This window comes from Streptomyces sp. NPDC048825 (assembly GCF_043198355.1).
Classification (GTDB): Bacteria; Actinomycetota; Actinomycetes; order Streptomycetales; family Streptomycetaceae; genus Streptomyces; species Streptomyces xiangluensis.
Map to the genome: position 1 here is coordinate 89308 of NZ_JBICUR010000020.1, position 24016 is coordinate 113323.

Here is a 24016-nt window from a genome sequence, read left to right on the forward strand (position 1 = left end):
GTGAGAGGTCGAGGTCGTCAGGCGCGGCTGATGCCGACGCCCTTGACGTTGATGAACTCGTCGAGCCCCGCCTTTCCGCCCTCCCGGCCGAAGCCGCTGATGCCGACACCGCCGAACGGTGTGGCGGGCGAAGTGATCGGGTTCGGGCCGGGGTTGACGTACACCGTCCCGGCCTTCAGGCGCGGCACCAGCCGGTTGACGCGCCCGATGTCACGGGACTGGATGTAGGCGGACAGGCCGTACTCGGTGTCATTGGCCAGGGCGACCGCCTCGTCCTCGGTGTCGAAGGGCGTGATGGCCAGGACGGGGCCGAAGATCTCCTGCTGGGCGAGGTCGCTGCGGTTGTCGACGTCGGCGAAGACGGTCGGGGTGACGAAGTATCCGTCGGACACGATGCGTTCACCGCCGTGCACGAGCCGGCCGGCGCCGCCCTCGACGGCCTTGTCGATCACGCCCTGGACACGGTCGCGGGCGGCGGCGTTGACGAGCGGTCCGATGTACGTCGTCGGGTCGAGCGGGTCGCCGATGGGCAGATGCGCCACGACCCCGGCCACCCGCTGGACGACCTCCTCGTAGATCGCCCGCTCCACGAGCAGCCGCGTCGGCAGCGCGCAGCCCTGGCCCGTGTTGCTCATCGCGAAGGCCGCGCAGTACGGCACGACGGTGTCGAGGTCGGTGTCGGCGAAGAGCAGGTTGGCGGACTTGCCGCCCAGCTCGAACACGACGGGCTTGAGGCTCTGGGCGGCGGTCGCCATGATGCGGCGCGCGGTGACGGGCCCGCCGGTGAAGGAGATCTTGTCGACTCCGGGGTGGGAGACCAGTGCCTCGCCCGCCTCACCGAGTCCGGTGACGACGTTGATGACGCCCTCGGGTATCCCCGCCTCGCGGGCCAGGTCGGCGAAGAGCAGTGCGGAGAACGGCGTGGACTCGGCCGGCTTGATGACCACGGTGTTCCCGGCGGCGAGCGACGGCGGGACCTTCATCGCCAGGGACAGCGCGGGCGAGTTCCAGGTGATGATGTGGCCGATGACGCCGTACGGCTCGGCGATGGTGTACTCGACGTTCTCGTGCGGGCTGTAGGCGGCGCCGACCATGCCCTCGATCTTGTCGGCCCAGCCGGCGTAGTACTCGGTCCACTCGGCGACGTGCGGCCCGACGTTCTCCGCCCAGCCGCCGATGCAGACGCCGTTCTCCAACGGGCAGATCGCCGCGAAGTCGGGGATGTGGTCGCGGAGCAGCTGGGCGAAGCGGGTGAGCAGCCGGCGGCGCTCGGCGGGGCGCATGGTGCCCCACACCTCGAATGCCTGCCGCGCGGCGGCCACGGCCCGGTCCACCTCGGTGGGGCCCGCGAGCGGGATCTGCGCCTGGACCAGACCGGTCGCCGGGTTCCGGTGCTCGTAAAGTCCGCCGCTCGCGTCGGTGACGTCCTTGCCGCCGATGACCAGCCGGGGTTGCGGCAGGTCGTGCTCGGCTCTGTCCTGGTGCAGCTGAACATCAACGGTGACCACGGATGCCTCCTCGAACCCGGCCCCACATATCGATTAAATAGCTAACCTATTTATCGAAGACAGTCAATGAATCGGGCGCACTCGGCACACCACGGCGTGCTCGCCGCACAGCCACGGCTACAGCCCCAGCGACCGCCCGACGATCTCCTGCATGATCTCCGAGGTCCCGCCGAAGACCCGCTGCACCCGGCTGTCCCGCCAGATGCGCGCGATCTCGTACTCGTTGACATAGCCGTAGCCGCCGTAAAGCTGCATGCAGCGGTCGATGGCCTCCCAGCAGGTCTCCGTGGTCCAGTACTTGGCGGCGGCGGCCTCCTCGGCCGTCAGCTCGCCCTGGAAGAGGGCCATGATGCAGCCGTCGAGGTAGACCCGGGCAACACTGAGCCTGGCCTTGATGTCGGCCAGGGCGAACCGGTTGGCCTGGAACTGGCCGATCGGCCGGCCGAAGGCGGTGCGGTCCTTGGCGTAGTCCAGCGCGAGCGCGAAGGCCCGCTCGGCCGACGCCAGCGAGGAGACGGCGATGGCGATCCGTTCGGTCGGGAGGTTGCCCATCATGTGGTAGAAGCCGCGCCCCTCCTGCCCGATCAGATTCTCGGCGGGGACGCGGACCTCGCGGAAGAAGAGTTCGGCGGTGTCCTGGGCCTTCATCCCGACCTTGTCGAGCTTGCGCCCCCGCTCGAAGCCCTCGGCGCCGCGCTCGACGACGATCAGGCTGATGCCCTTGTGCCCGGCATCGGGGTCGGTCTTGCAGGCGACGATGACCAGGTCGGCGAGGATGCCGTTGGTGATGAAGGTCTTGGATCCGTCGATCACCCACTCGTCGCCGTCCCTGCGGGCGGTGGTGCGGATGCCCTTGAGGTCGGATCCGGCGGCCGGCTCCGACAGCGCGAGCGCGCAGATGATCTCGCCGCTGATCACTCCGGGGAGCCAGCGGGCCTTCTGTTCCGGGGTGGTCAGGTGCATCAGGTAGGGCGGGATGACGTCGTTCTGCAGCCCGAGTCCGATGCCGACCGAGCTGGTGGCGGCCATCTCCTCCGCCATGATGGCGTTGTAGCGGAAGTCCCAGATGCCCTGGCCGCCGTACTCCTCCGGGAACTGCCAGCCGATGAGCCCAGCCTTGCCCGCGGCCGCCCACGCAGCCCGGCTCACCTGGCCGTCGCGCTCCCACTGCTCGGCGTACGGGGCGCATTCGCGCAGGTAGAACGTGCGGGCGGTGTCCCGGAACAGCTCGTGTTCCGCGGTGAAGATCGTACGGCGCATGCTCGTCCCCAGTCCGTCGGCGGCTGTCGTTTCGTCGTTCAGCGATCTCGCTCATTCAGCTGAAGTAGTTATATGATAGAGCTGAAATCCCGGACGGTCGACGGGGCGGTCTCGAGAACGGGAGGGCACGTGAGCGTACGGGACAGGGTGGCACTCGTCACCGGAGCGGGCCGCGGCATCGGCGAGGCGATCGCGGATGCACTGGCCGCGGCCGGAGCCTCGGTCGCCGTCTGCGACATGGACGCGGAGGCCGCCGGGAAGGTCGCGGCCCGGCTCGCGGAACGGCATGCGGTGCGTGCGATGGGAGTCGGTGCGGACATCTCCGACAGCGCGGCCGTGCGCGCCGCCGTGGAGCAGGTGACCGCCGAGCTCGGCCCGGTGGACGTCCTGGTCAACAACGCGGCCGTCGACGTCATCGGCCGCTTCGTCGACAGCACCGAGGAGACCTGGGACCGGATCATTGCCGTCAATCTGCGCGGCACCATCACGATGACCCGGGCCGTCCTCGACTCGATGATCGAGCGCGGCGGCGGCCGCATCGTCCACATCGCCTCGGACGCCGGCCGGGTCGGCTCCTCCGGCGAGGCGGTGTACTCCGCGACGAAGGGCGGCGTCATCGCCTTCGGCAAGGCGCTGGCCCGCGAGGTCGCCCGGCACGGCATCACCGTCAACAGCGTGTGCCCGGGGCCGACCGACACCGCACTGCTCGGCCAGGTCGCCGAGTACAGCCAGAAGATGTACGACGCGACCGTGCGGGCGATCCCGCTGCGCCGCGTCGCCCAGCCGGCGGAGATCGCCGGCGTGGTGGCCTTCCTCGCGTCCGACGACGCCGCCTACATGACCGGGCAGACGCTCTCGGTCAGCGGCGGCCTCACGATGGTCTGAGGGGATCGGACATGGGAAGCGTGCTGCGCGTCGAACTCCGCGACAGGATCGCCGTGTTGACCCTGGACCGGCCGGAGCGGCTGAATGCCGTCGGCACGGACACCGTCGAGCAACTGAAACAGACACTGGAGGACGTGCGCGGCGACGACGACGTACGGGCCCTGGTGCTGGCCGGAGCGGGCCGGGCCTTCTCGGCCGGTGCCGATCTCGGGGAGATCGAGTCGTTCACGAGGCCCGGTCAGTTCCGGGACTTCGTGGGGCGGCTGACTCAGGCGTACGCACTCCTGGAGGACTTCCCCAAGCCCTCGGTGGCGGCCGTCCACGGCTTCGCCTTCGGCGGGGGCCTGGAGCTCGCACTTGCCTGCGATCTGCGGGTGGCTGAGCGCGGCGCCCGGCTCGGCCTGCCCGAGATGAAGCTCGGCGTCCTGCCGGGCGCGGGCGGTACGCAACGGCTGCCACGTCTGCTGCCGCCGGCGATCGCCAAGCAGATGATCCTCACCGGCGAACCGATCGACGCGGAACGGGCCTGGCAGCTCGGGCTCGTCAACGAGCTCGCCGAGCCCGGCGACGCGCTCGCCGCCGCCGAGGCGCTGGCCGCCCGGTTGGCGGCCGGTGCCCCGCTGGCGCTCGCCGCGGGCAAGCGGCTGATCGACTACGGGCTCGGCATGGACCTGGAGGCGGCGATCGCGTACGAGCGTGAAACCGTCGCCGTGCTGTTCTGCACCGAGGACCGGGCCGAGGGGCTGAAGGCCTTCCGTGAGCGCCGCCCGGGAGAGTTCCGCGGCAGGTAGCGAGCGTCCCGAGCATCCCGTGATCCCGGGCGACCTTGCGACAGACGTACAGCGAGCGTCCCGGACAGATTCCGAACCCGAACGAACCGGCGTGGAGGTGGGCCGTGCGGCCACTTGAGGGCTATTCCGTCGTCGAGCTGGGCATGTGGGTGGCGGCACCGGCCGCGGCCACCATGCTCGCCGACTGGGGCGCGGACGTGGTGAAGGTGGAGGCGCCGACCGGCGACCCCAACCGGTACACGCTCAAGCACGTCGGCCAGGACATCGACAGCGAGCCGCCGTTCGAGTCCGACAACCGCGGCAAGCGCGGCATCGTCCTCGACCTGCGCTCCGAGGAGGGCAAGGACGTACTGGAGCGGCTGCTGGAGCGCGCCGACGTGTTCGTCACCAATCTCCGTCCCGGCGCACTGGAGCGGCTGGGGCTGGCCCCGGACGAGCTGCGGGCCCGCCACCCGCGCCTGGTCGTCGGCACGCTGACGGGTTACGGCTGGGCGGGCGCCGAGCGCGACCGGGCCGGATACGACGTCTCCGCCTTCTGGGCCCGGCCCGGCATCGCCGCCATGCTCAACCCGGCGGGGGAGCCGCCGCCCGGAATCCGCCCCGGCCTCGGCGACCGCATGGCCGCGTCCAACCTGGTGGCGGGCGTACTGGCCGCGTTGCTGCTGCGGGAACGCACCGGCGAGGGCGGCGTGGTCGACGTATCGCTGCTGCGTTCCGGGACGTACGCCAACGGAACCGACCTCGCCCTGCAGAACTTCTTCGGCAAGCGCGGGCGTACCCGCCCGCGCACCGAGCACGAGTCCCCGCTCTACAACTCCTACCGGACCGCCGACGACCGCTGGTTCTGGCTGGTCGGTCTGGAGGGCAATCGGCACTGGCCCGGGATCCTCAAGGCGCTCGGCCGCGAGGACCTCGCGCAGGACGAGCGGTTCGCGACGGGCAAGGCCCGGCGCGGCCATGTACGCGAGCTGATCGCCGCCTTCGACGAGGAGTTCGCGAAGCTGCCGCTGGCCGAGTGGGCGCAGCGCTTCGACGCCGAAGGTGTGTGGTGGGCGCCCGTGCAGACCCTCGCGGAGGTGGCGGCCGATCCGCAGGCGGAGGCCGTGGGGGCCTTCGTCGAGCAGCCCGGCATGGGCGACGCTCCGCCGCTGCGGACGGTGGCGACGCCGGTCAACTTCTGGGGTGTCGACGACAAGCCGCGCAGCGGCGCGCCGGCGCTCGGCGAGCACACCGACGACGTACTCCGCGAACTCGGCTGACCCGGCGCACAGAACTCAACTGACCCGACACACAAACCCCAACAACGATCAGGAGGCAGGGCGTGGGCATCCTCGACGACAAGGTCGCCATCGTCACCGGTGGCGGCAGAGGGCTGGGCCGGGCGCACTGCCTGGCGCTCGCCGAAGCCGGAGCGACCGTGGTGGTGAACGATCTCGGCTCGGGCATACACGGCGAGCGGACGGGCGACTCCCCCGCCGACGACGTCGTCACCGAGATCACCAAACTCGGCGGCCGGGCGGTCGCCAATCATGCGTCGGTCACCGACTGGGCGGCCACCGAGGCGATGGTCGCGGACACGGTCACGGAGTTCGGACGGCTCGACATCGTCGTGAACAACGCGGGGATCGTGCGCGACCGCATGCTCTTCTCGATGAGCGAGGCCGAGTTCGACGCCGTGATCGCGGTACATCTGAAAGGGACCTTCGCTCTCACCCGGCACGCGTGCGCGTACTGGCGGGAGGCGTCGAAGCGGGGGGAGCGCGTCGCCGGCCGCGTGATCAACACGACGTCCGGGACGGGCCTGTTCGGCAACCAGGGCCAGTCCAACTACGGCGCCGCGAAGGCCGGGACAGCGGGGCTCACCGTACTGACCGCACTTGAAATGCGCCGATATGGCGTCACCGCGAACGCCATCTCGCCGATCGCGGCGACACGGATGACGGAGGGACTGGCGGTCGGTGCCTCACTGCAGGCCGCCGACGACTTCGACCCGCGCGATCCCGCCAACGCCTCCCCTGTCGTCGTCTACCTGGCCTCCGACGCCTCGGCATGGCTGACCGGCCAGGTGCTGCGCGTCGAGGGCAACCGGCTGAACCGGCTGCAGGGCTGGACCGTCACCGGTGTCCACCCCAGCGCGTCCGGCAAGGCCCTCACGTACGAGGAACTCGTCGAAGCGGTACCGCAGTTGTACGGTGTCGCCCCCGCGGGCCGGGCCACAGGGGTGGGCCAGTGACGGCGCACGGCCTCGACATCGCGGCGCTGCTGCTGCGCGCGACGCTCGGCCCGATGCTCTTCGTCCATGGCTGGAACAAGGTCGCAGGGCCGGGCGGGCTGCAGGGCACCACGGGCTGGTTCGAGGCGCTCGGGCTCAGACCCGCCGCGGTGCACGCCCGGATGGCGGCGGGCACCGAGCTGGCCGCGGGCGTAGGCCTCGCGCTGGGCGTCGCGGGCCCGCTCCCCGCGGCCGCGACCGTCGGCCTGATGGCCGTGGCGGCCCTGACCGACCATCGCGGCAAGGGCTTCTTCGTCTTCAAGGGCGGCTGGGAGTACGTCGGTGTCGTGGGCGGTGCGGCGGTGGCGCTGGCCGCGCTGGGCAATGGCAGGTACTCGGTCGACGGGCTGCTGGGCTGGGAATGGACGGGCGGCGGACCCGCGCTGCTGGCAGCCGGGCTGGGTGCGGGGAGCGCCGTCGCGTTGCTGGCGGCGTGCTACCGGCCGACGGAGAAGCCGGACGAGATCCCGGACGAGATCAATGACTGACAGAGACATGCCCATACGAGGGAGGCGACATGGACGCGACTGACTTCGCAGCGGTGCTGTCCGAGGCCCGGCGCTTCGTCCGGGAACGCGTCGTGCCGCTGGAAGCGGATATCGACGAGAAGGACGAGATGCCGGCGGACATCCGCGAGGCGGCGAAGAAGATGGGGCTGTACGGCTTCGCGCTGCCGGAGGAATACGGCGGGCTCGGGCTGTCGATGTACGAAGAGGCCCAGCTGATGTTCGAGCTCGGCTACACGACCCCGTCCCTGCGCTCGATGTTCGGGACGAACAACGGCATCGCCGGGCACGTCCTGATGGTCGGCGGCACCGAGGAACAGAAGGCGGAATGGCTGCCGAAGATCGCCTCCGGTGACGTACTGGCGTCGTTCGCGCTCACCGAACCCGAGGCCGGCTCGGACCCGTCGACGCTGACGACCCGCGCCCACCTGGAGGGCGACGAGTGGGTCATCAACGGGGCCAAGCGGTACATCACCAACGCCCCGCTCGCCGACATGTTCATGGTCTTCGCCCGCACCGACCCCGACGCCCGGCGCACCCGCGGCATCTCCACCTTCCTGGTGCCCGCCGGCACCCCGGGCCTCACCGTGGCTCCCAAGGACCACAAGATGGGCCAGTTCGGCGCCTGGACGGCGGACGTGTACTTCGACGACGTACGCGTGCCGGCCGCCGCGCTCGTCGGCGGCGAGGACGGCCTGAACCGGGGCTTCTCCACGGCGATGGGCTGCATCGCGCACGGGCGGGTGCACATCTCGGCCCTGATGGTCGGCATGGCCGAGCGCCTGGTCGACGAGTCGGTCGCGTACGCGAGCACCCGCAAGCAGTCCGGAAAGCTCATCGGATCCTTCCAGCTCGTCCAGGGCCTGATAGCCGACTCGATGACCGACTACTACGCGGGACGCGCCACCGTCCTGGAGGCCGCCCGGCGCTTCGACTCGGGCGAGGACACGAAGATCGGCCCGTCCTGCACGAAGTACTTCGCCAGCGAGATGGTGTGGCGGGTAGCGGACCGCGCGGTACAGGTCCACGGCGGCGCGGGCTATATGCGCGGGGTCGCCGTCGAGCGCTTCTACCGCGACGCCCGGTTGTTCCGCATCTACGAGGGCACCAGCCAGATCCAGCAGGTCATCATCGCGAAGGCGCTGCTGGGTGAGGTGGCGCGCGGCTGAGGGCACAAAGGCCAGGGCCCCGGGGTATCCCCGGGGCCCTGGCCTTTGCTCGGTCGTCAGATGTCGTCAGATGTCATCAGATACCGAGCCGGTCCAGCAGCCGCTCGTGATACACCGCCGGGCCGCCGAACAGCAGTTGCGAGGACTTGGCGCGGCGGAAGTACAGGTGGGCGGGGTGCTCCCAGGTGAAGCCGATGCCGCCGTGGACCTGGATGTTCTCCATGGCCGCGGCCATGTACGCCCGTGAGCAGCACGCGTGCGCCACCGCCGAGGCGACCGCGAAGTCCGCGGAGCCCTCGGCGGCCAGCCGCGCCGCTTCCCGGGCGGAGGCCTCGGCCAGTTCCACCTGGACGAGCATGTCCGCGCACTTGTGCTTGACCGCCTGGAAGGAGCCGATGGGCCGGCCGAACTGGTGACGTACCTTCGCGTACTCCGTGCTCATCTCCAGGCACCGGCGCGCTCCGCCCGCCTGCTCGGCGGCCAGCCCGACCGAGGCGACGTCCAGGACCTCGGCCATGATGCGCCCGCCCGCCCCGTTCGCGCCGACGAGCGTCGCGGGCACGGCGTCGAACGTCAGCCGGGCCATCGCCCGGGTGGCGTCCAGGGTCTCCATCGGGGCGGCCGCAAGTCCGGTCGCCTGCCGGTCGACGGCGAAGAGCGACGGACCGGCGACGGTACGGGCGACGACCAGGAGCAGATCCGCCGTCGTACCGTCGATGACGAAGCACTTGCGGCCGGTCAGCTTCCAGCCGCCGTCCCCGTCGGGTTTGGCGCGTGCGGAGATCAGCGCGGGGTCCCAGAAGCCGCTGTCCTCGGCGACGGCGAGGGTGGCCGTGGTCCGCCCTGCCGCGATGCCGGGCAGGTGGCGTGCGCAGGCCTCCTTGTCGCCCGAGGCGAGCAGGGTCTGGGCGGCCAGGACGACGGTGGCGAAGTACGGCGCGCACAGCAGGGCGCGGCCCATCTCCTCCAGCACGACGCCGAGTTCGACAAGACCGAAGCCGTCGCCGCCGTACTCCTCGGGGATGGCCAGGCCCGGAAGCCGCAGCTGGTCGGCCGCCTGCGCCCACACCTCCGCGTCGAAGCGCGGATCGCTGTCCATCAGCTTCCGTACGGCTTCCTCGGGTGACTTGGCCTCCAGGAACTCGCGTACAGAAGCACGGAGTTCCCGCAGTTCGCTCTCGTCGGCGGTCACGGACGCACCTCCTTGGCAGCGGTGGCCACCGGTTCCTTGGGCAGGCCGAGGACGCGTTCCGCGAGGATGTTCTTCATGATCTCCTCGGTGCCGCCGAGGATGCGCAGGGCCGGGGTGGCCAGGAGCAGTTCGGACCAGGCGTACGTGCCCCACTGGCCTGTGTCGGCGATGAGCCGGGGGCCGAGCACATCGGACACGAAGTGCGCGGCGCGGGTGAGATTCTGACCGTACATCAGCTTCGAGACGGACATCTCGGGGCCTGGTGCGGTCCCGGCGCGGAGCTTGCGCAGGGCGCGGGCGTTGAGGTGTTCGGTGGCCATGGCGTCGACCAGGAGTTCGGCGAGGCGGGCGCGCAAGGCGCGGTCGTCCCAGGTCCAGGTGGCGCGCATCAGCGCCGAGAGCCGGTCCGGGGACAGGGCGGCGGCCACCGGTCCCGCGCCCTCGCTGCCGACGGTGGCGCGCTCGTTCATCAGGGTGGTCAGGGCGACGGTCCAGCCGCCGTCGACCTCGCCGAGACGGTGGTCGTCGGGGATGCGTACGTCGGTGAGGAAGACCTCGTTGAAGTCGGCGCCGCCGGTCATCTGCCGGAGCGGTCTGACCTCCACGCCAGGTGTGTCCATGGGGATCAGGAAGGCCGTGATGCCGCGGTGCTTGGGCGCGTCCGGGTTCGTACGGGTGAGCGCGAGGCCGATCTGGCTGTGCTGGGCGACCGAGGTCCACACCTTCTGCCCGTCGATCACCCACTCGTCGCCCTCGCGGACGGCCCGGGTCGCGACGCTCGCCAGGTCGGACCCGGCGCCGGGCTCGCTGAACAGCTGGCAGGCGATGGCGTCCCCGCGGTACATCGCGGGCAACCAGCGGTCCTTGATGTGCTGCTGGGCGTGGGCCAGGATCGTCGGGCCGATCATGCCGAGACCGACCACGCCGAGCACCCCGGTGTCGGCGACTTCGTACTCGGACTCGATGGAGTCGTAGAGCAGGTCGTGGACGGGGGTCAGGCCGCGGCCGCCGTACTCGGGCGGGCCGGTGATCCAGCCGAAGCCGTTCTCGTGACGGGTCTGCTGCCACTCCCGCGCCCGCTGCACATGCTCCTGCTCCTCCTCGGGCGGGAGGCTGCTGAAGTACGCCATCGTGTCGTCGCCCTCGCCCCAGGTGAGGGCGGTGCGGTCGGGGGCCTTCGCCACGTGCGCGTCGAGGAAACGGCGCGCCTCGGCGGCGAAGTCCTGCATGTCGTCGGGTTCCATCGCGTTCGCTCCGCTGTCAGGTCGAGAGGATCGTCACCGCCGACGCGCCCGGCGCGCCGTACAGGTGGGTGAGGCCGACGCGGGGCGTGCCGGGGACCTGCCGGTCCCCCGCCGTGCCGCGCAGCTGGAGCACGATCTCGTGGATCTGGCGCAGTCCGGACGCGCCGATCGGCTCGCCGTTGCCGAGCAGTCCGCCGTCGGTGTTGACCGGGAGCCGGCCGCCGATCCTGGTGGCGCCCTCGGCGACGAGGCGTTCCTGCTCGCCGTCCTTGCACAGGCCGGTCTCGGCCATGTGGATGATCTCCGACCCTGCGTCGGTGTCCTGGAGCTGGGCGACGTCGACGTCCTCGGGGCCGATGCCCGCCAGTTCGTACGCCGCCCGGGAGGCGTCCACCGTCGGGCTCTCCACCGGCTCGCCCACCGGGAACGACGGGCTCTGCACCTCGAAGGCGCCGAGCCTGCGGCTGCGCAGAGCGGTGGCCCGTACGCGTACGGGGGTGGAGGTGTACTTGTGGGCCTGGTCGGCGCGGCACATCACGACGGCCGCGGCCCCCTCGTTCGGGCCGCAGTACATGAACTGGCGCAGGGGGTAGTTGAGGACCGGTGAGGCCAGGATCTCCTCGGGTGTGAGCGGGGTGCGGCGCCAGGCCTTGTCGTTGCCGGCGGCGTTGCCGAAGTTCTTCGACGCCACGCGCGCGAGCGTCTCGTGGGAGATGCCGTGGTCGTGCATATAGCGGTTGATCTTCATGCCGAAGAAGTGGGTGGTCAGGAAGAGCCCGGTCTGCCCGTACCAGGAGGGGATGCCGGCCACGGACGGGTCGGCGGCGAACGCGCCGCGCGGGTGCTTGTCCAGGCCGATCGCGATGGTCAGGTCGTGCTCGCCGGTCTCGATCGCGCGGGCGGCGAGCGCCACCGCCGTACCGGCCGTGGCGCAGCCGTTGAACACCCCGCGCAGCGGCACGCCGGTGAGGCCGAGCTGTCCGACGATCGCGTCGGGGTTGGCGACCTCGTAGCTGCCGATGTAGCCGCCCTGGACCTGCGGCCAGGTCACGCCCGCGTCGGCGAGCGCCAGCCGTACCGCGTCCGCGCCCATGTCCATCGCCGGCTTCCCGGGAAACCTGCCGAACGGGTGGAGCCCCACCCCGATGATGACGGCCTCGGTCACTGTGCCTCCTCCTCGGCCGCGTCGTCCTCCGCCGGGGCGAACGCGAACGTCATGACTTCGGTGCCGTCGTCCTGCACGGTGTAGGGCACGAGCGTGAGCCGCATGGGCTGCCCGATCCTGAGCTTCTCCGGGTCGGGTTCGGTGAGGCGGCCCTCGACCAGCAGCTCGCCGGGGAGTTCGACGTATCCGACCGTGTACTCCTCGAAGGCCTCGGGGCCGTCGTACGGCGGGGACGGCGGGCGGAAGTTCTGCGTGGTGTACGTCCACAGCGTTCCGCGGTCCGACAGGAGCCGTTCCTTCGACTCCGTGCCCGCGCACTGTACGCAGTGCGTGGCGGTGGGGAAGCTCACCAGTCCGCAGGCCGTGCACTCGGATCCGATGAGCCGCGGTGGTGCGTCCGCCGAGGGCGGCCAGGTGAACAGGCCCTCTGCGACCGGCCTTTGCGTCGTCGTCATGTGCTGCTGCCCCCTTCAGGCCGTCGTGCTGCGGTTGCCCATGGCGTCGGCGTTCGGAGCCGCCTTGGCCACCAGGTTCGGGACGACGGAGGACAGCTCTTCCGGTGTCCATCGGGACTCGGCGCCCGTCGCCGGGCCGTTGACCCAGCCCTCCAGGACCGTGATCCGGTTGCCGACGACGCCGAACACCCGGCCGGTGACCTCGCGGGAGGCGGCCGAGCCGAGCCACACCACGAGCGGCGAGATGGCCTCGGGGGTCAGGTCCTGGCTCTCGGCGGCCTGCTTCATCATCTCGATGTCCTCGGTCAGCCGGGTCAGCGCGGTCGGCGCGATGGCGTTCACCGTCACGCCGTAGCGGGCGAGTTCGGCGGCGGCGATCAGCGTGAGGCTGGCGATGCCCGCCTTGGCCGAGCCGTAGTTCGACTGGCCGGGGTTGCCGAAGATGCCGGACGGAGAGGTCGTGTTGATCACCCGGGCGTCGTTGCTCTGACCGGCCTTGGCGCGCTCGCGCCAGTACGCGGCGGCGTGGTGCAGGGTGGCGAAGCTGCCCTTGAGGTGGACGGCGATCACACCGTCCCAGTCCCGCTCGGTCATCGACACGATCATCCGGTCCCGCAGGATGCCGGCGTTGTTGACCAGGACGTCCAGGCCGCCGTAGGTGTCCACGGCCTGCCGTACGAGGCTGCCGGCGCCGTCCCAAGTGGAGATGTCGTCCGTGTTGGCCACCGCCTGGCCGCCGGCCGCGACGATCTCGTCCACCACGGCCTGGGCGGGCCCGGCCGAGGCACCGCCTCCGTCGCGCGCACCGCCCAGGTCGTTGACCACGACTTTCGCCCCGTGCGCGGCGAACGCCAGGGCGTGCGCCCTGCCGATGCCGTTACCGGCGCCGGTGACGACCACGACTCGGCCGTCGACCACTCCTTCGGACATCTTCAACTCCTTGATGCGATGGCTAGTTGGCCTCGGCGAGCAGAACGCGCGGGTCCTCGCTGCCGCAGCCGCACCGGCCGGTGACGACGCGGCCCGCAATGCCGAGCGGCGTCTCGGGCAGCGCCGATGTTCGCTGCTCCCCCGCCGCCAGGAACAGCTGCCCGTCCCGCTCGTCGACCCGCCATTCGGCGGCGTTGACGTGCGCGCCGGTTCGCTCGGGGCACTCCAGAGCGAGGGCCGGTCCCACGGCCGAGATCAGGCACGCGGACACACCCACACCGCGCAGCACCGGTATGGCGGCCGGCCGGGCCATTACGACGGACACCGGGCGGAACATCTCGCCGATGTCGGCGCTGCCGGCGAGTCCCTCCAGGGTCTCCGCCGACAGGCCGATCACCACCTGTGGGTCAAGCTCCCGGTGGAAGACCGCGGTACGGCGGTGGTCCCAGCCCATCGCCTCGGCGATGCCGTACGTCACCTTCAGCGTGCGCAGGGCTCCGATCACCGCCTGGCCCCAGAAACCCTCGAATCCGGAGGTGGTCAGCACCGCACGCTGCCCGGCGGCCAGGCCGTGCCCGCGCAGCCCTTCGGTGGCCCAGGCGGTGTCGCGGGCGAGTTCCGCCCAGGTCAGCTCCATGTCCTTGACGCCGTCGGCGGTGGGAAAGCGCATGAGATAAGCGAGTTCGGGCCGGTCGAGTTCCCGGGCCCGGGCAAGGGTGTCGGCGCGTGCCATCAGCTCTTCACCACCCGGGGGAACTTGGCGACGCTGGTCATGGTCTTCAACAGGTCCTCCTCGGTGCGCATATCGAGCACCGGCTTGACGCCGGTCCGCTCCCGTACGGCCTCGCTCAGCCGCCCGGCCAGGGAGCCGACGTCGCCGGTGAGCGCGGGGTCGTAGCCGACGCGCAACCGCAGTTCGTCGACCTCGCGGGACTCCCGGACGATCTGGAACACTCCGGCCACCGTCTCCGGCTGGTCCTCCACGGCCTGCCAGACGTCCCGCAGTACGACGGAGCGCCCCTGAACCACGGTCTCGTCGCCGCGCCGTCCGGCCACCCACATACGGGCGTGGGTGCGCCCGCAGCCGCAGGTGTCGCCCGACAGGCGGACCAGGTCCTCGCTGCGGTAACGGATGAGTGGTGCGGCGCGGTTGTCCAGGTCGGTGGCGACCAGTTCGCCGAGGTCCGCCTCCGGAACGTCGCGCCATCCGCCCTGCTCGTCGACCTCGACGCACTCGGCGAAGACGGTGTCCTCCCACAGGTGGAAGCCGTCGTGTTCGCGGCACTCCCAGGCGGTGCCGGTGTCGGCGGCGCTGGTGTACTCGTAGACGTCGATGCCCCAGTCGTCGCGGATCCGCTCGCGCATCTTCCGGCTGAGGGGCTGCCCGGCGCAGGAGGCGCCCTTCAGGGAGGAGAACGCCTCCTTCAGGTCCACCTTCTCGGCCAGGTGCTCAAGCTCCACCATCTGCGGATACATCATCTGCAGGTAGGCCGGGCGGTAGGTGCGCATGGCCTCGACGACCTCGTGCATCTTGCCCAGCCAGGTGTCGACCTCGATCACGACCGCGCCCAGCGCCTGGTAGCCGGGGTCCATGAGGTTGCGGAAGGTGCCGGGCGGGCTGAGCACCCGGTCCCCCGGCCTCAGGCCGAGCTCCCACAGGTCACGTACCTGCGCGGTCACCAGGGGCGGTGCGTCCTGCCATATCTCGGCGAAGAACTCCGGGTCGCCGGTGGTGCCCGAGCTGGAGGAGACTGAGGTCAGCTCTTCCATCGGGACGCACAGCAGACCGCCGAAGGCATCGCCGGTGCGGGCCCGGTAGGCGCGCACCATGTCCTTGGTGATGAACGGGACGCGGGCCCGGAAGTCGTCCAGGGTGCGGATGTCGCGTGGGTGCACCCCGTGCTCGTCCCAGAGCTCGCGGTAGAAGGCGGAGTTGCCGTAGGCGTGCTCGACGAGTTCAAGGACCCGTTCCTCCTGCAGCGCCCGCAGCTGTTCGCGAGCCATGGTCTCCACCTGTGGCTCGAAGTACCTGTCCTCGTCGGACCTGTCACCGACCATGGCGCCTCCTTGCGCGATGAAGCTGCCCAGATCTTCCAGCTATCAGCGCAATCAGTCAACCAATTCGACGGATTCAAGGCCAGACCTCGCGCCGCACCGATCGATATAGTTAACTATTAACACTCATTAGACCTACGGGAGAGCCTCGGGAGAACGCTGTGAAGATCGTTGTCTGTGTGAAGCACGTGCCCGATGCCACGGGGGACCGCACCTTCACCGAGGAGGGCGTCACCGACCGGGCGTCGGTCGACTCCCTGCTGTCCGAGCTCGACGAGTACGCGGTCGAGCAGGCGCTGCGGATCGCCGAGTCCGGCGTCGACACCGAGATCAGCTACCTCACCGTCGGACCCGACGACGCCAAGGACGCGCTGCGCAAGGCGCTGGCCATGGGCGGCGACTCGGCGATCCACGTGAGCGACGACGACATCGAGGGCAGCGACGCGTTCGCCACCTCGCTGGTCCTGGCCAGGGCGATCGAACGGCACGGCTTCGACCTCGTCCTGTGCGGGATGGCCTCGACGGACGGCACCATGGGCGTCGTACCGGCGATGCTGGCCGAACGGCTCGGCGTCCCGGCCGTCACCCACGTCGACGAGCTGGCGGTCCAGGCCGAGGACGGCACGGTGACCGGCCGCCGCGAGGGCGACGGTGCGAGCGTACGCATCCAGGGCACCCTGCCGGCCGTCGTGTCGGTGACCGACCGCTCCGGTGACGCCCGCTACCCCTCCTTCAAGGGGATCATGGCCGCGAAGAAGAAGCCGGTGGAGACCCTCGACCTCGGCGACCTCGGGATCGAACCCGAGCAGGTCGGGCGGAGCGGCGCGCGGTCGGCCGTGGACACCGCGGCCAGGCGCCCGCCGCGCAGCAAGGGAGAGATCGTCAGCGACGAGGGTGCGGGCGGCGTGGGGCTGGCCGAGTTCCTCACCATCAGAAAGTTCGCCTGACCGGACCGGTCACCCGACACCGACCACACCCACACCCACACCCACACGACTCAAGGAGCGCATCACCGTGGCCGAGATCCTCATACTCGTCGACCACGCCGACGGCGTCGTCCGCAAGCCGACACTCGAACTCCTCACCCTGGCACGCCGCCTCGGCGAACCGTCGGCCGTCTTCCTGGGACTGGGCGGCGCAGACACCGCGACCGAGGTCCTCGGCCGCTACGGTGCCCACAAGGTCTACGTCGTGGACGCCCCCGAGGTGGAGGAGTACCTCGTCACCCCGGCCGTCGACGCCCTGACGCAGATCGCCGAGCGCACCGGCCCGGCTGCGATCCTGCTGCCGGCCGGCTCGGACGGCAAGGAGACCGCCGCGCGGGTGGCGCTCCGCCTGGACTCGGGGCTCATCACGGACGCCGTCGAAGTCACCGCAGGGGAGGACGGCCCGGTCACCGAGCAGTCCGTGTTCGCGGCGACGCACCAGGTGACGGCCCACGTCACCCGGGGCGTGCCGATCATCACCGTCAAGCCCAACGCCACCGCCCCCGAACCGGCCCCTGTCGCACCCGCCGTCGAGAAGTGGGACGTCACCTTCGGCCCGGCTTCCGCCGCCGTCAAGGTCCTGTCCCGCACACCGCGGGAGCGCGGCGACCGTCCCGAGCTGACCGAGGCCGACATCGTGGTCTCCGGTGGCCGCGGCGTGAACGGTGCCGAGAACTTCACGGTCATCGAGCGCGTCGCCGACACCCTGGGGGCGGCCGTCGGGGCGTCCCGCGCCGCGGTGGACGCGGGCTGGTACCCGCACAGCCACCAGGTCGGCCAGACCGGAACCCAGGTCTCCCCGCAGCTCTACCTCGCCGCCGGCATCTCCGGCGCGATCCAGCACCGGGCGGGCATGCAGACGTCCAAGACCATCGTCGCCGTCAACAAGGACGCGGACGCGCCCATCTTCGAACTCGCCGACTACGGCGTCGTAGGGGATCTCTTCCAGGTGCTGCCGCAGCTGGTGGAGGAGATCGAACGGCGTCGGAGCTGATCTTCCGCCCTTCCATCCAGCCCCTCAAACTCCTAAAGTGTTTAACTGATTGCATCTATTGCCCCGAAGGAGCGCCATGACGAAGATCTGGGTCAACTCTGGGGATTCCCACGTGATGGAACCGGACGACCTGTGGACCGAGGCCCTGCCGCCGCGCCTGGCCGACCGGGCGCCGCGCAGTGAGCGCGGCGAGAAGTACGAGGTGCTCTACATCGACGGCGAGCGCATCGACCGCCAGCTCAACGACTTCATGGACGCCATGCGCCCGCCGGGCTCCCGGGACCTCGACGTCCGGCTGAAGGACCTGGACCAGGAGGGTGTCTGGGGCCAACTGGCCTTCCCCTCCATGGGGTTCTGGCTGGTGTCGATCACCGAGCGGGAGCTCGCCCGGGAGACGGTGAAGGCCTGGAACGACTGGGCGCACACCGACATCCTGAGCAAGAACAAGCGGGTCATCACCCCCGCGTGCGTCTCGACGGCGAACATCGAGGATGCGGTCGCCGAGGTCGAGCGCGTGGCCGAGCTGGGCTTCCAGTCGGTCTTCCTGCCCTGCTCGACACGGCCCGGCGAGGAGTACGCCCTCGACCGCTGGGAGCCGCTGTGGACCGCCGCCGAGCGGGCCGGTCTCGTGCTCGGCTTCCATATCGGAACCGGCGGCGAGAACGTCGTCTTCCGCGGGCCCGGCGGCGCCATCGTCAACTACATGGAGACGACCTACCCGGGCATGCGCGTGATCTCCCACATGGTCGCGGGCGGTGCCCTGGACCGCCACCCCAACCTGAAGATCCTCATCGCCGAGGGCGGCGCGGGCTGGGTCCCGGCCATCGGCGACCGCATGGACGAGGCATACCGTCAGCACGGCATGTTCGTCCGGCCGAAGCTGAGCCGGCTGCCCAGCGAGATCATCAGGCAGCAGGTGTACGCCTCCTTCCAGCACGACAAGAGCTCGGTGGAGATCGTCGAGTCGACCGGCTACCGCAACGTGATGTGGGGCGACGACTACCCCCACCTGGAAGGCACCTACGGCCACACCCAGTCCACGCTCCGCGAGCTGTTCGACGGCGTGCCGGACGACATCCGCGAGCGCGTCACGCGCGGCACCTTCAACGAGCTCTTCCGCCTGCCGGAGCAGACTCCCCAGGAGGCGGCCGTCTGAGCGGCACCGGCCCGGCACAGGCGGAGAAACACCCGTGACCACTCCCCCGTATCCCGAGGGCCGGGAACGGCCGTACCCCGAGGGCCGGGAACGGCCGTACGCCGAGAGCCCGGAACGGTCGTACCCCGAGGACCTCGAACGGCCCGGACTCGTCAGGACCGGGCGGTCGACCTTCGTCCGGCCCATCCGGCCGGAGGACGCCGACCGCCTGGTCGCGTTCGTCGGCACTCTGTCGCGGGCGACCTTGGCCTACCGGTCCCTCGGCCCGGTGGTCCGCGTGCGCGACGACCTCATCCGGCGCGGCGCACACGTCGACTACCTCAACGAGCTGGCGCTGATCGCCCTGGCCGGCGAGGAGATCGCGGGCCTGGTGCGCTACGTCCGCGACCCCGAAGAACCCGAGCACGCCGAGGTCACGTTCACCATCCGGGACGACCACCAGAGCGAGGGGTTCGGCAGGCTGCTCCTCGAACACATCGCCGCCGCCGCCCGCGCCCGGGGCATCCGGGTCCTCGAGGCCGACGTCCTGGCGGACAACACCCGCATGATCAATGTGTTCCTCGGCTCCGGCTACCGGGTCGAGACCGGGCCACCCGGCCAGATCATCCACTTCGAGATCGCCATCGACCCGCAGGCCCAGGCCGTCGCCCGGGCCGAGCGCCGCGAGCACACGGCCGTACGGCGCTCGCTGCGACCGCTGCTCGAACCCCGGTCGGTCGCGGTGATCGGCGCCAACCGCAGCCCGCTGACGATCGGCAACGAGATCGTGGCGAACCTGCTGCGGGGTGGTTTCAGCGGCAGCGTCTTCCCGGTCAATCCGCAGGCCGAGCAGATCGCCGGAGTGCGGGCGTACCCGAGTGTCCGGGAGCTTCCCGAGCCGCCGGATCTGGCGCTGGTGGCCGTGCGGGCGGAGGCGGTGCCCGAGGTCGTACGGGAGTGCGCGGAAGCCGGCGTCAAGGCGGTGGTCGTGGTCTCGACCGGCTTCGGGGAGACCGGCGCGGCCGGACGGGCCACCGAGCTGGAACTGGCCCGCTTCGCCCGCACCTCCGGGATGCGGCTGGTGGGGCCCAACTGCATGGGCGTGGTCAACACGACGCCCGCGGCACGGCTGGCCGCGACCTTCTCACCCGCCCTGCCGACCCCCGGCCGGGTGGCGATGTCCAGCCAGTCCGGACCGCTGGGGCTCGCGGTGCTCGACTTCGCGCGGCGGCTGCGGCTCGGCTTCTCCGGTTTCGTGTCGGTGGGCCACGCGGTGGACGTGTCCACCAACGACCTGCTCCAGTGGTGGGAGGAGGACCCTGAGACCTCCGTGATCCTTCTGCACGTCGAACACTTCGGCAATCCGCGCCGGTTCGCCCGTATCGCCCGCCGGGTCGCGCCGCGCAAGCCGATCATCGCGGTGCACCCGGGGCACGCTGATTCGGCGGTGAGTTCGCTCTTCGCCCAGTCCGGGGTGATCCGTACCCGCAGCCTCCAGGAGCTGTTCGACGTCGCCCTGCTGCTCGCCCACCAGCCTCCCCCGCCCGGCAACCGGGTCGCCGTGATCACCAATGCGGGTGGGCCCGCGTCACTGACCGTCGGAGCCTGCGCGGCGAGCGGGCTGCGCGTGCCCGCCCTCGGGGAGCCCACCCAGCAAGCCCTGCGTACGGCCCTCTCGCCCAGTGCCGACATCGCGAACCCGATCGACCTCACCCCCACAGCGACCGCCGCGCACTACCGGCACGCGTTGGACACCGTCCTGGCCGACGACGACATCGACGCCGCCATCGTCCTGTTCATGCCGCCGCTGGCGGACAAGCCCGACGAGGTGGCGTCGGCGATCCTCGACGCGGCAGCGGCCGCGCCCGAAAAGCCGGTGGTGACCAGTTTCCTCGGCGGCGCGGGCGTCGCCGATCTGCTGCACCGGGGCGACCTGGTCGTACCCACGTACACGTTCCCCGAGGCGGCGGCGGCCTCACTCGGCCACGCGGCGGCCTACGAGGCTTGGCGCAGCATGCCCGCAGGCGTCGTACCGGATCTCGCGGGAGTCGACGTGGAGCGCGCCCGCTCGCTGGTCGCCGGATCGGCCCGCGGCCTGGTCCCTGCGTCCATCGCGGCCGAGCTTCTCGACTCGTACGGAATCGCCGTACGGGACACCGAACCGGGCTCCGGGCCGGACCCCGGCCCGGACGCGTTCCTCTCCGTCAGCGCCGACCCGGTCTTCGGCCCGGTGGTCGCCTTCGGCCTCACCGGGGACTACGCCGATCTGATGGCGGACGTCGTCCACCGGGTCACTCCGCTCAGCGACCGCGACGCCCGGGAGATGGTCCGCTCGCTGCGGGCGGCTCCGCTGCTGGACGGGCGGGTGGGCGGCCGGGGTGTGGATCTGGCGGCGCTCGAGGAGACCGTCCTGCGGATCTCGGCGATGGTCGAGGACCTGCCCGAGATAGAGGCGCTGGAGCTGCGTCCCGTACGGCTGCTGCCGCCCGGGGACGGGGTCGCCGTCGCCCACGCGACGATCCGGCTGGCGGACAACGCCACGGGAGACACGACTGGACACCCGATGAAAGGCGGCCCCTCATGAAGGTGGGCATCTACTTCGACCTGCGCAACCCGCCGCCATGGCGGCAGAGTTGGTCGCGGGTGTACGGCTTCGCCCTGGAGATGTGCGAGGAGGCGGACCGCCTGGGTCTCGACTCGGTCTGGTTCTCCGAGCACCACGGCTTCGAGGACGGCTACCTGCCGCAGCCGCTCACCATGGCGGCCGCGGCCGCCGCCCGTACCCGCCGCGTGCGCCTGGGCACCGCGGTCATCCCCGCCCCGCTGCATGCGGCACCCGAGATCGCCGAACAGGCGGCGATCGTGGACATCATCAGCGACGGCCGCCTGGACCTCGGGCTCGGCACCGGCTACCGCGTACCCGAGTACCGGCTGTACGGAGGCGACCTCGGCAAGCGCTACTCCACCACCGACCAGCGGGTCCGGGAGATCCGCGGCCTGTGGGCCGAGTCCCTGGTCACCCCCGGGCCGGTCCAGGATCCGCTGCCGATCTGGCTCGGCTACCAGGGTCCGCAGGGCGCCCGCCGGGCCGGCCGCCTCGGCACCGGGCTGCTGTCGCTGAACCCGGCGCTGCTGACGCCGTACCGGGACGGGCTCGCCGAGAGCGGCTACGACATTTCGACGGCACGGATGCAGGGCTCCTTCACCACGTTCGTCACCGAGGACCCGGACGGCGACTGGCCCGTGGTGCGCACACACCTGGCGTACCAGTGGGACAGCTACCGCCGGTACATGGTGGAGGGGACGGACCAGCCCGTCCCCCGCCCCATCGATCCCGAGAAGTGGCGGGAGACGGGGCTGCGCGCGACCGGTGTCGGTCAGTTCCTCTACGGCACACCGCAGGACGTCGCCGATGCCGTCAAGGCGTACGTGGCAGGGTTGCCGGTCGAAGGGGTGTTTCTGTGGGCCTCCCTGGCCGGGATGCCCGAGGACATGGTCGCCCGCCAGGTCCAGCTGATCTCCGGGAAGCTGCGCCCGCTGCTTGCCGATGTCTGACGAGGAGTTGAGCATGACGACGGAAGCCGGCGAAACCGGGGCGACGACGCCGACCGGTCACTGGGCCGGGGCGGACTTCCAGGAGCCGCCCCGCACCCCGGGCGGGGTGGCACTGTGCGGTGCGTGCCGCGTCGCCGGTTCCTGCCGGCTGGGCGTGGAGCGGGAGCGGCTCGACGAGGACGGCGTGGCCTGGTTCGAGCTCGCCTGCCCGCGAGACCAGGAAGGCGGGCCAAATGTCGCGCACGGCGGCTGGACGGCGGCCGTGCTGGACGACTGCCTCGGTCATCTCCCGCTGCTGCACCGGGTGTTGAGTGTGACGGCCGAACTCACCGTGAGCTTCGTGAAGCCGGTGCCTGTTCAGCGGCCTCTGGAGGTCCGGGCCTGGGTCGAGCGGCGCGCGGGCTCACGCTGGTACATCGCGGGCGAGATGGTGCTGCTGCCGACCCGCGCCGTGCTGGCCCGGGCCTCGGGGATATGGGTCACCCGCGACCGGGGCCACTTCGCACGGCACGAGGAGTGGCTGGCTCAGCAGAAGACGGACCAGGACACGGACGGGGAAGGTCAGTAGCCGTCTGTCGTCAGTACGACCGCAGCCCCATGCTGCGGGCGATGCCGTTGCGCTGGATCTGACTGGTCCCCCCGGAGATCGTGGCCACGATGGACTCCCGGTAGCGGAAGCTCATGACGCTCTCCGTCGAGAAGCCGTGCCCCGCGCAGACCTGCATGCCGAGACGGGCAGCCGCCACGTATGTCTCAGAGCCCTTCAGCTTCGCCATAGAGCCCTCCCGTGTGCACGGTTTGCCCTGGGCGAGCAGCCAGGCGGCGCGGTACGCGAGCAGCCGGGCGGAGTCGATCTCGGTCTGGAGGTCCGCCATGGCGTGGGCGAGCGCCTGGAAGTTGCCGATGGGACGGCCGAAGGCGTGCCGGGTGCGCGCGTACTCCAGCATCTCGTCCAGGGTGGCCTGGGCGGCGCCCAGATAACCGCCGGTGATGATCACCTTCTCCAGTTCGATGTTGGACAGCATCACCTTCCAGCCCTCGTCACGCGGGCCGACGAGGTTCTCCTTCGGCACCAGTGCGTCGTTGAAGAAGACCTCGTTGGTGCCCAGGATGTGCCGGGCCAATGTGGGTGTCCGGCGCACCTCGACCCCCTTGGTCGAGGGGTCGACGAGCAGCAGACTGATGCCACCGTGCTTGGGCTCGCGGGGTCCGGTGCGCACGTAGGTCGCGATGGTCGTGTCGGGCAGCCCACCGCCCGTGCACCACGCCTTCTGGCCGCGGAGGAGGAAGTGGTCGCCGTGGTCCTCGGCGGTGGTGCCCAGTGCCGCGGCGTCGGACCCGCTGTCCGGCTCGCTGAGGCCGACGGCGAGCCGGTGTCGTCCGGTCATGACCTGCTCGCGGATGAAGTCACGTTGCGCCTCGCTGCCCCACCGGAAGACGGTTATCCCGGGTATGAGGACCCCGATGTAGCACATGGCGACGTCGAAGCTGGCCCGCCCGAGTTCCTCGGCGATCAGGATGAGCTCGAGCGGCCCGCCGCCGTCGCCGCCCTCGTCCTCACGGAACGGAAGCGAGAACCAGCCGAGATCGGCCATGCCGCGGAACAGCTCGGGCGGTACGACGCCCTCCTCGTCCCACTGCTTGGCCTTCTCGGCCGGGCACACGTCGGCGACGAACTGCCGTGCCGTCATGCGCAACAGGTCCTGCTCGTCGGTCAGCCCGAAGTCCACGGCCACTCCTCGCCACCACTCAGCTATTCATCTATCTAATTATTCTATGTTAGCGGATAGAGCGCCAGTGGGCGTACGGTCGCACCCCCGCAGCTACAGCCGCAACGTCCAGGCCGACCCGCGCACCCCGATCACCCTCGACGACCAGGCCGGACGACCGGTGGAGCCGGACGGACAGACCGGG

General features: G+C 70.7%; 22 protein-coding genes. 12 read left to right on the forward strand and 10 right to left on the reverse strand.

Going from position 1 to position 24016, the window contains the following annotated elements:
• Window positions 1–17: 17 nt before the first annotated feature.
• Window positions 18–1508, reverse strand: coding sequence for an aldehyde dehydrogenase family protein (locus tag ACGFNK_RS36990; protein WP_393423151.1), 1491 nt, complete (start codon window positions 1506–1508; stop codon window positions 18–20).
• 117 nt (window positions 1509–1625) lie between these two features.
• Window positions 1626–2768 (reverse strand): acyl-CoA dehydrogenase family protein, encoded by a 1143-nt coding sequence (locus tag ACGFNK_RS36995; protein ID WP_393423153.1) that lies wholly within the window; start codon window positions 2766–2768, stop codon window positions 1626–1628.
• A 129-nt stretch (window positions 2769–2897) separates the two neighbouring features.
• Between ACGFNK_RS36995 and ACGFNK_RS37000 the strand changes: the two genes are divergently transcribed.
• From ACGFNK_RS37000 to ACGFNK_RS37025, 6 genes are all read left to right on the forward strand, one after another.
• Complete coding sequence (locus ACGFNK_RS37000) at window positions 2898–3653, forward strand: SDR family NAD(P)-dependent oxidoreductase (protein WP_393423155.1); 756 nt, start codon at window positions 2898–2900, stop codon at window positions 3651–3653.
• A gap of 11 nt (window positions 3654–3664) precedes the next feature.
• A complete protein-coding gene (locus ACGFNK_RS37005; RefSeq protein ID WP_393423157.1) occupies window positions 3665–4444 on the forward strand; it encodes an enoyl-CoA hydratase/isomerase family protein in 780 nt (259 codons plus the stop codon).
• A 104-nt stretch (window positions 4445–4548) separates the two neighbouring features.
• Entirely contained in the window at window positions 4549–5703 is a 1155-nt protein-coding gene (locus ACGFNK_RS37010) for a CaiB/BaiF CoA transferase family protein (RefSeq protein WP_393423159.1), read from the forward strand.
• A 62-nt stretch (window positions 5704–5765) separates the two neighbouring features.
• Window positions 5766–6677 (forward strand): SDR family NAD(P)-dependent oxidoreductase, encoded by a 912-nt coding sequence (locus ACGFNK_RS37015; RefSeq protein WP_393423161.1) that lies wholly within the window; start codon window positions 5766–5768, stop codon window positions 6675–6677.
• Complete coding sequence (locus ACGFNK_RS37020) at window positions 6674–7204, forward strand: DoxX family protein (protein ID WP_393423163.1); 531 nt, start codon at window positions 6674–6676, stop codon at window positions 7202–7204. The genes ACGFNK_RS37015 and ACGFNK_RS37020 overlap by 4 nt, the downstream gene beginning before the upstream one ends.
• A 29-nt stretch (window positions 7205–7233) precedes the next feature.
• Window positions 7234–8391, forward strand: coding sequence for an acyl-CoA dehydrogenase family protein (locus ACGFNK_RS37025; protein ID WP_393423165.1), 1158 nt, complete (start codon window positions 7234–7236; stop codon window positions 8389–8391).
• A gap of 76 nt (window positions 8392–8467) precedes the next feature.
• Here ACGFNK_RS37025 and ACGFNK_RS37030 read toward each other — a convergent pair whose 3' ends face one another.
• Genes ACGFNK_RS37030 through ACGFNK_RS37060 form a run of 7 tightly spaced genes read right to left on the reverse strand, consistent with a single transcriptional unit; the run spans window position 8468 to window position 15435 of the window.
• On the reverse strand, window positions 8468–9583 hold the full coding sequence (locus tag ACGFNK_RS37030; protein WP_393423167.1) for an acyl-CoA dehydrogenase family protein: 1116 nt from the start codon (window positions 9581–9583) through the stop codon (window positions 8468–8470).
• Complete coding sequence (locus tag ACGFNK_RS37035; RefSeq protein ID WP_393423169.1) at window positions 9580–10827, reverse strand: acyl-CoA dehydrogenase family protein; 1248 nt, start codon at window positions 10825–10827, stop codon at window positions 9580–9582. Before ACGFNK_RS37035 ends, ACGFNK_RS37030 begins: the two co-directional genes overlap by 4 nt.
• A 16-nt stretch (window positions 10828–10843) precedes the next feature.
• The gene (locus ACGFNK_RS37040) at window positions 10844–11992 is read right to left on the reverse strand and encodes a thiolase family protein (protein WP_393423171.1); all 1149 of its coding nucleotides are present in this window, start codon (window positions 11990–11992) and stop codon (window positions 10844–10846) included.
• Window positions 11989–12447: a Zn-ribbon domain-containing OB-fold protein gene (locus tag ACGFNK_RS37045; protein ID WP_388684242.1), complete on the reverse strand. Its 459-nt coding sequence runs from the start codon at window positions 12445–12447 to the stop codon at window positions 11989–11991. Before ACGFNK_RS37045 ends, ACGFNK_RS37040 begins: the two co-directional genes overlap by 4 nt.
• A 15-nt stretch (window positions 12448–12462) precedes the next feature.
• Window positions 12463–13377: an SDR family oxidoreductase gene (locus tag ACGFNK_RS37050; RefSeq protein ID WP_393423173.1), complete on the reverse strand. Its 915-nt coding sequence runs from the start codon at window positions 13375–13377 to the stop codon at window positions 12463–12465.
• Between the two features lie 22 nt (window positions 13378–13399).
• Window positions 13400–14110: a hypothetical protein gene (locus ACGFNK_RS37055; protein ID WP_393423175.1), complete on the reverse strand. Its 711-nt coding sequence runs from the start codon at window positions 14108–14110 to the stop codon at window positions 13400–13402.
• Window positions 14110–15435 carry a phenylacetate--CoA ligase family protein gene (locus ACGFNK_RS37060; RefSeq protein ID WP_393423177.1) on the reverse strand — a complete coding sequence of 442 codons (1326 nt, stop codon included), beginning with the start codon at window positions 15433–15435 and terminating at the stop codon, window positions 14110–14112. The genes ACGFNK_RS37055 and ACGFNK_RS37060 overlap by 1 nt, the downstream gene beginning before the upstream one ends.
• Before the next feature lie 176 nt (window positions 15436–15611).
• On the opposite strand from ACGFNK_RS37060, the gene ACGFNK_RS37065 reads away from it, so the two are divergent.
• The 6 genes from ACGFNK_RS37065 (at window position 15612) to ACGFNK_RS37090 (ending at window position 22670) form a co-directional block, all read left to right on the forward strand.
• A complete protein-coding gene (locus ACGFNK_RS37065) occupies window positions 15612–16379 on the forward strand; it encodes an electron transfer flavoprotein subunit beta/FixA family protein (protein ID WP_393423310.1) in 768 nt (255 codons plus the stop codon).
• Window positions 16380–16446: 67 nt separating this feature from the next.
• The gene (locus ACGFNK_RS37070; RefSeq protein WP_393423179.1) at window positions 16447–17412 is read left to right on the forward strand and encodes an electron transfer flavoprotein subunit alpha/FixB family protein; all 966 of its coding nucleotides are present in this window, start codon (window positions 16447–16449) and stop codon (window positions 17410–17412) included.
• 76 nt (window positions 17413–17488) lie between these two features.
• Window positions 17489–18568, forward strand: a complete 1080-nt coding sequence (locus tag ACGFNK_RS37075) for an amidohydrolase family protein (RefSeq protein ID WP_393423181.1) — start codon at window positions 17489–17491, stop codon at window positions 18566–18568.
• A gap of 34 nt (window positions 18569–18602) precedes the next feature.
• On the forward strand, window positions 18603–21131 hold the full coding sequence (locus ACGFNK_RS37080; protein WP_393423183.1) for a GNAT family N-acetyltransferase: 2529 nt from the start codon (window positions 18603–18605) through the stop codon (window positions 21129–21131).
• Complete coding sequence (locus tag ACGFNK_RS37085) at window positions 21128–22102, forward strand: LLM class flavin-dependent oxidoreductase (RefSeq protein WP_393423185.1); 975 nt, start codon at window positions 21128–21130, stop codon at window positions 22100–22102. Before ACGFNK_RS37080 ends, ACGFNK_RS37085 begins: the two co-directional genes overlap by 4 nt.
• A gap of 13 nt (window positions 22103–22115) precedes the next feature.
• On the forward strand, window positions 22116–22670 hold the full coding sequence (locus ACGFNK_RS37090; RefSeq protein ID WP_393423187.1) for a PaaI family thioesterase: 555 nt from the start codon (window positions 22116–22118) through the stop codon (window positions 22668–22670).
• Window positions 22671–22680: 10 nt separating this feature from the next.
• Here ACGFNK_RS37090 and ACGFNK_RS37095 read toward each other — a convergent pair whose 3' ends face one another.
• Window positions 22681–23832, reverse strand: coding sequence for an acyl-CoA dehydrogenase family protein (locus tag ACGFNK_RS37095; RefSeq protein ID WP_393423189.1), 1152 nt, complete (start codon window positions 23830–23832; stop codon window positions 22681–22683).
• Window positions 23833–24016 lie beyond the last annotated feature (184 nt).

Excerpts from the sequence above, each read along its gene's own strand:
- ACGFNK_RS36995 (WP_393423153.1), bottom strand. The coding sequence starts at position 2,768 with ATGCGCCGTACGATCTTCACCGCGGAACACGAGCTGTTCCGGGACACC.
- ACGFNK_RS37005 (WP_393423157.1), top strand. The coding sequence starts at position 3,665 with ATGGGAAGCGTGCTGCGCGTCGAACTCCGCGACAGGATCGCCGTGTTG.
- ACGFNK_RS37025 (WP_393423165.1), top strand. The coding sequence starts at position 7,234 with ATGGACGCGACTGACTTCGCAGCGGTGCTGTCCGAGGCCCGGCGCTTC.
- ACGFNK_RS37035 (WP_393423169.1), bottom strand. The coding sequence starts at position 10,827 with ATGGAACCCGACGACATGCAGGACTTCGCCGCCGAGGCGCGCCGTTTC.
- ACGFNK_RS37045 (WP_388684242.1), bottom strand. The coding sequence starts at position 12,447 with ATGACGACGACGCAAAGGCCGGTCGCAGAGGGCCTGTTCACCTGGCCG.
- ACGFNK_RS37050 (WP_393423173.1), bottom strand. The coding sequence starts at position 13,377 with ATGTCCGAAGGAGTGGTCGACGGCCGAGTCGTGGTCGTCACCGGCGCC.
- ACGFNK_RS37055 (WP_393423175.1), bottom strand. The coding sequence starts at position 14,110 with ATGGCACGCGCCGACACCCTTGCCCGGGCCCGGGAACTCGACCGGCCC.
- ACGFNK_RS37060 (WP_393423177.1), bottom strand. The coding sequence starts at position 15,435 with ATGGTCGGTGACAGGTCCGACGAGGACAGGTACTTCGAGCCACAGGTG.
- ACGFNK_RS37075 (WP_393423181.1), top strand. The coding sequence starts at position 17,489 with ATGACGAAGATCTGGGTCAACTCTGGGGATTCCCACGTGATGGAACCG.
- ACGFNK_RS37085 (WP_393423185.1), top strand. The coding sequence starts at position 21,128 with ATGAAGGTGGGCATCTACTTCGACCTGCGCAACCCGCCGCCATGGCGG.
- ACGFNK_RS37090 (WP_393423187.1), top strand. The coding sequence starts at position 22,116 with ATGACGACGGAAGCCGGCGAAACCGGGGCGACGACGCCGACCGGTCAC.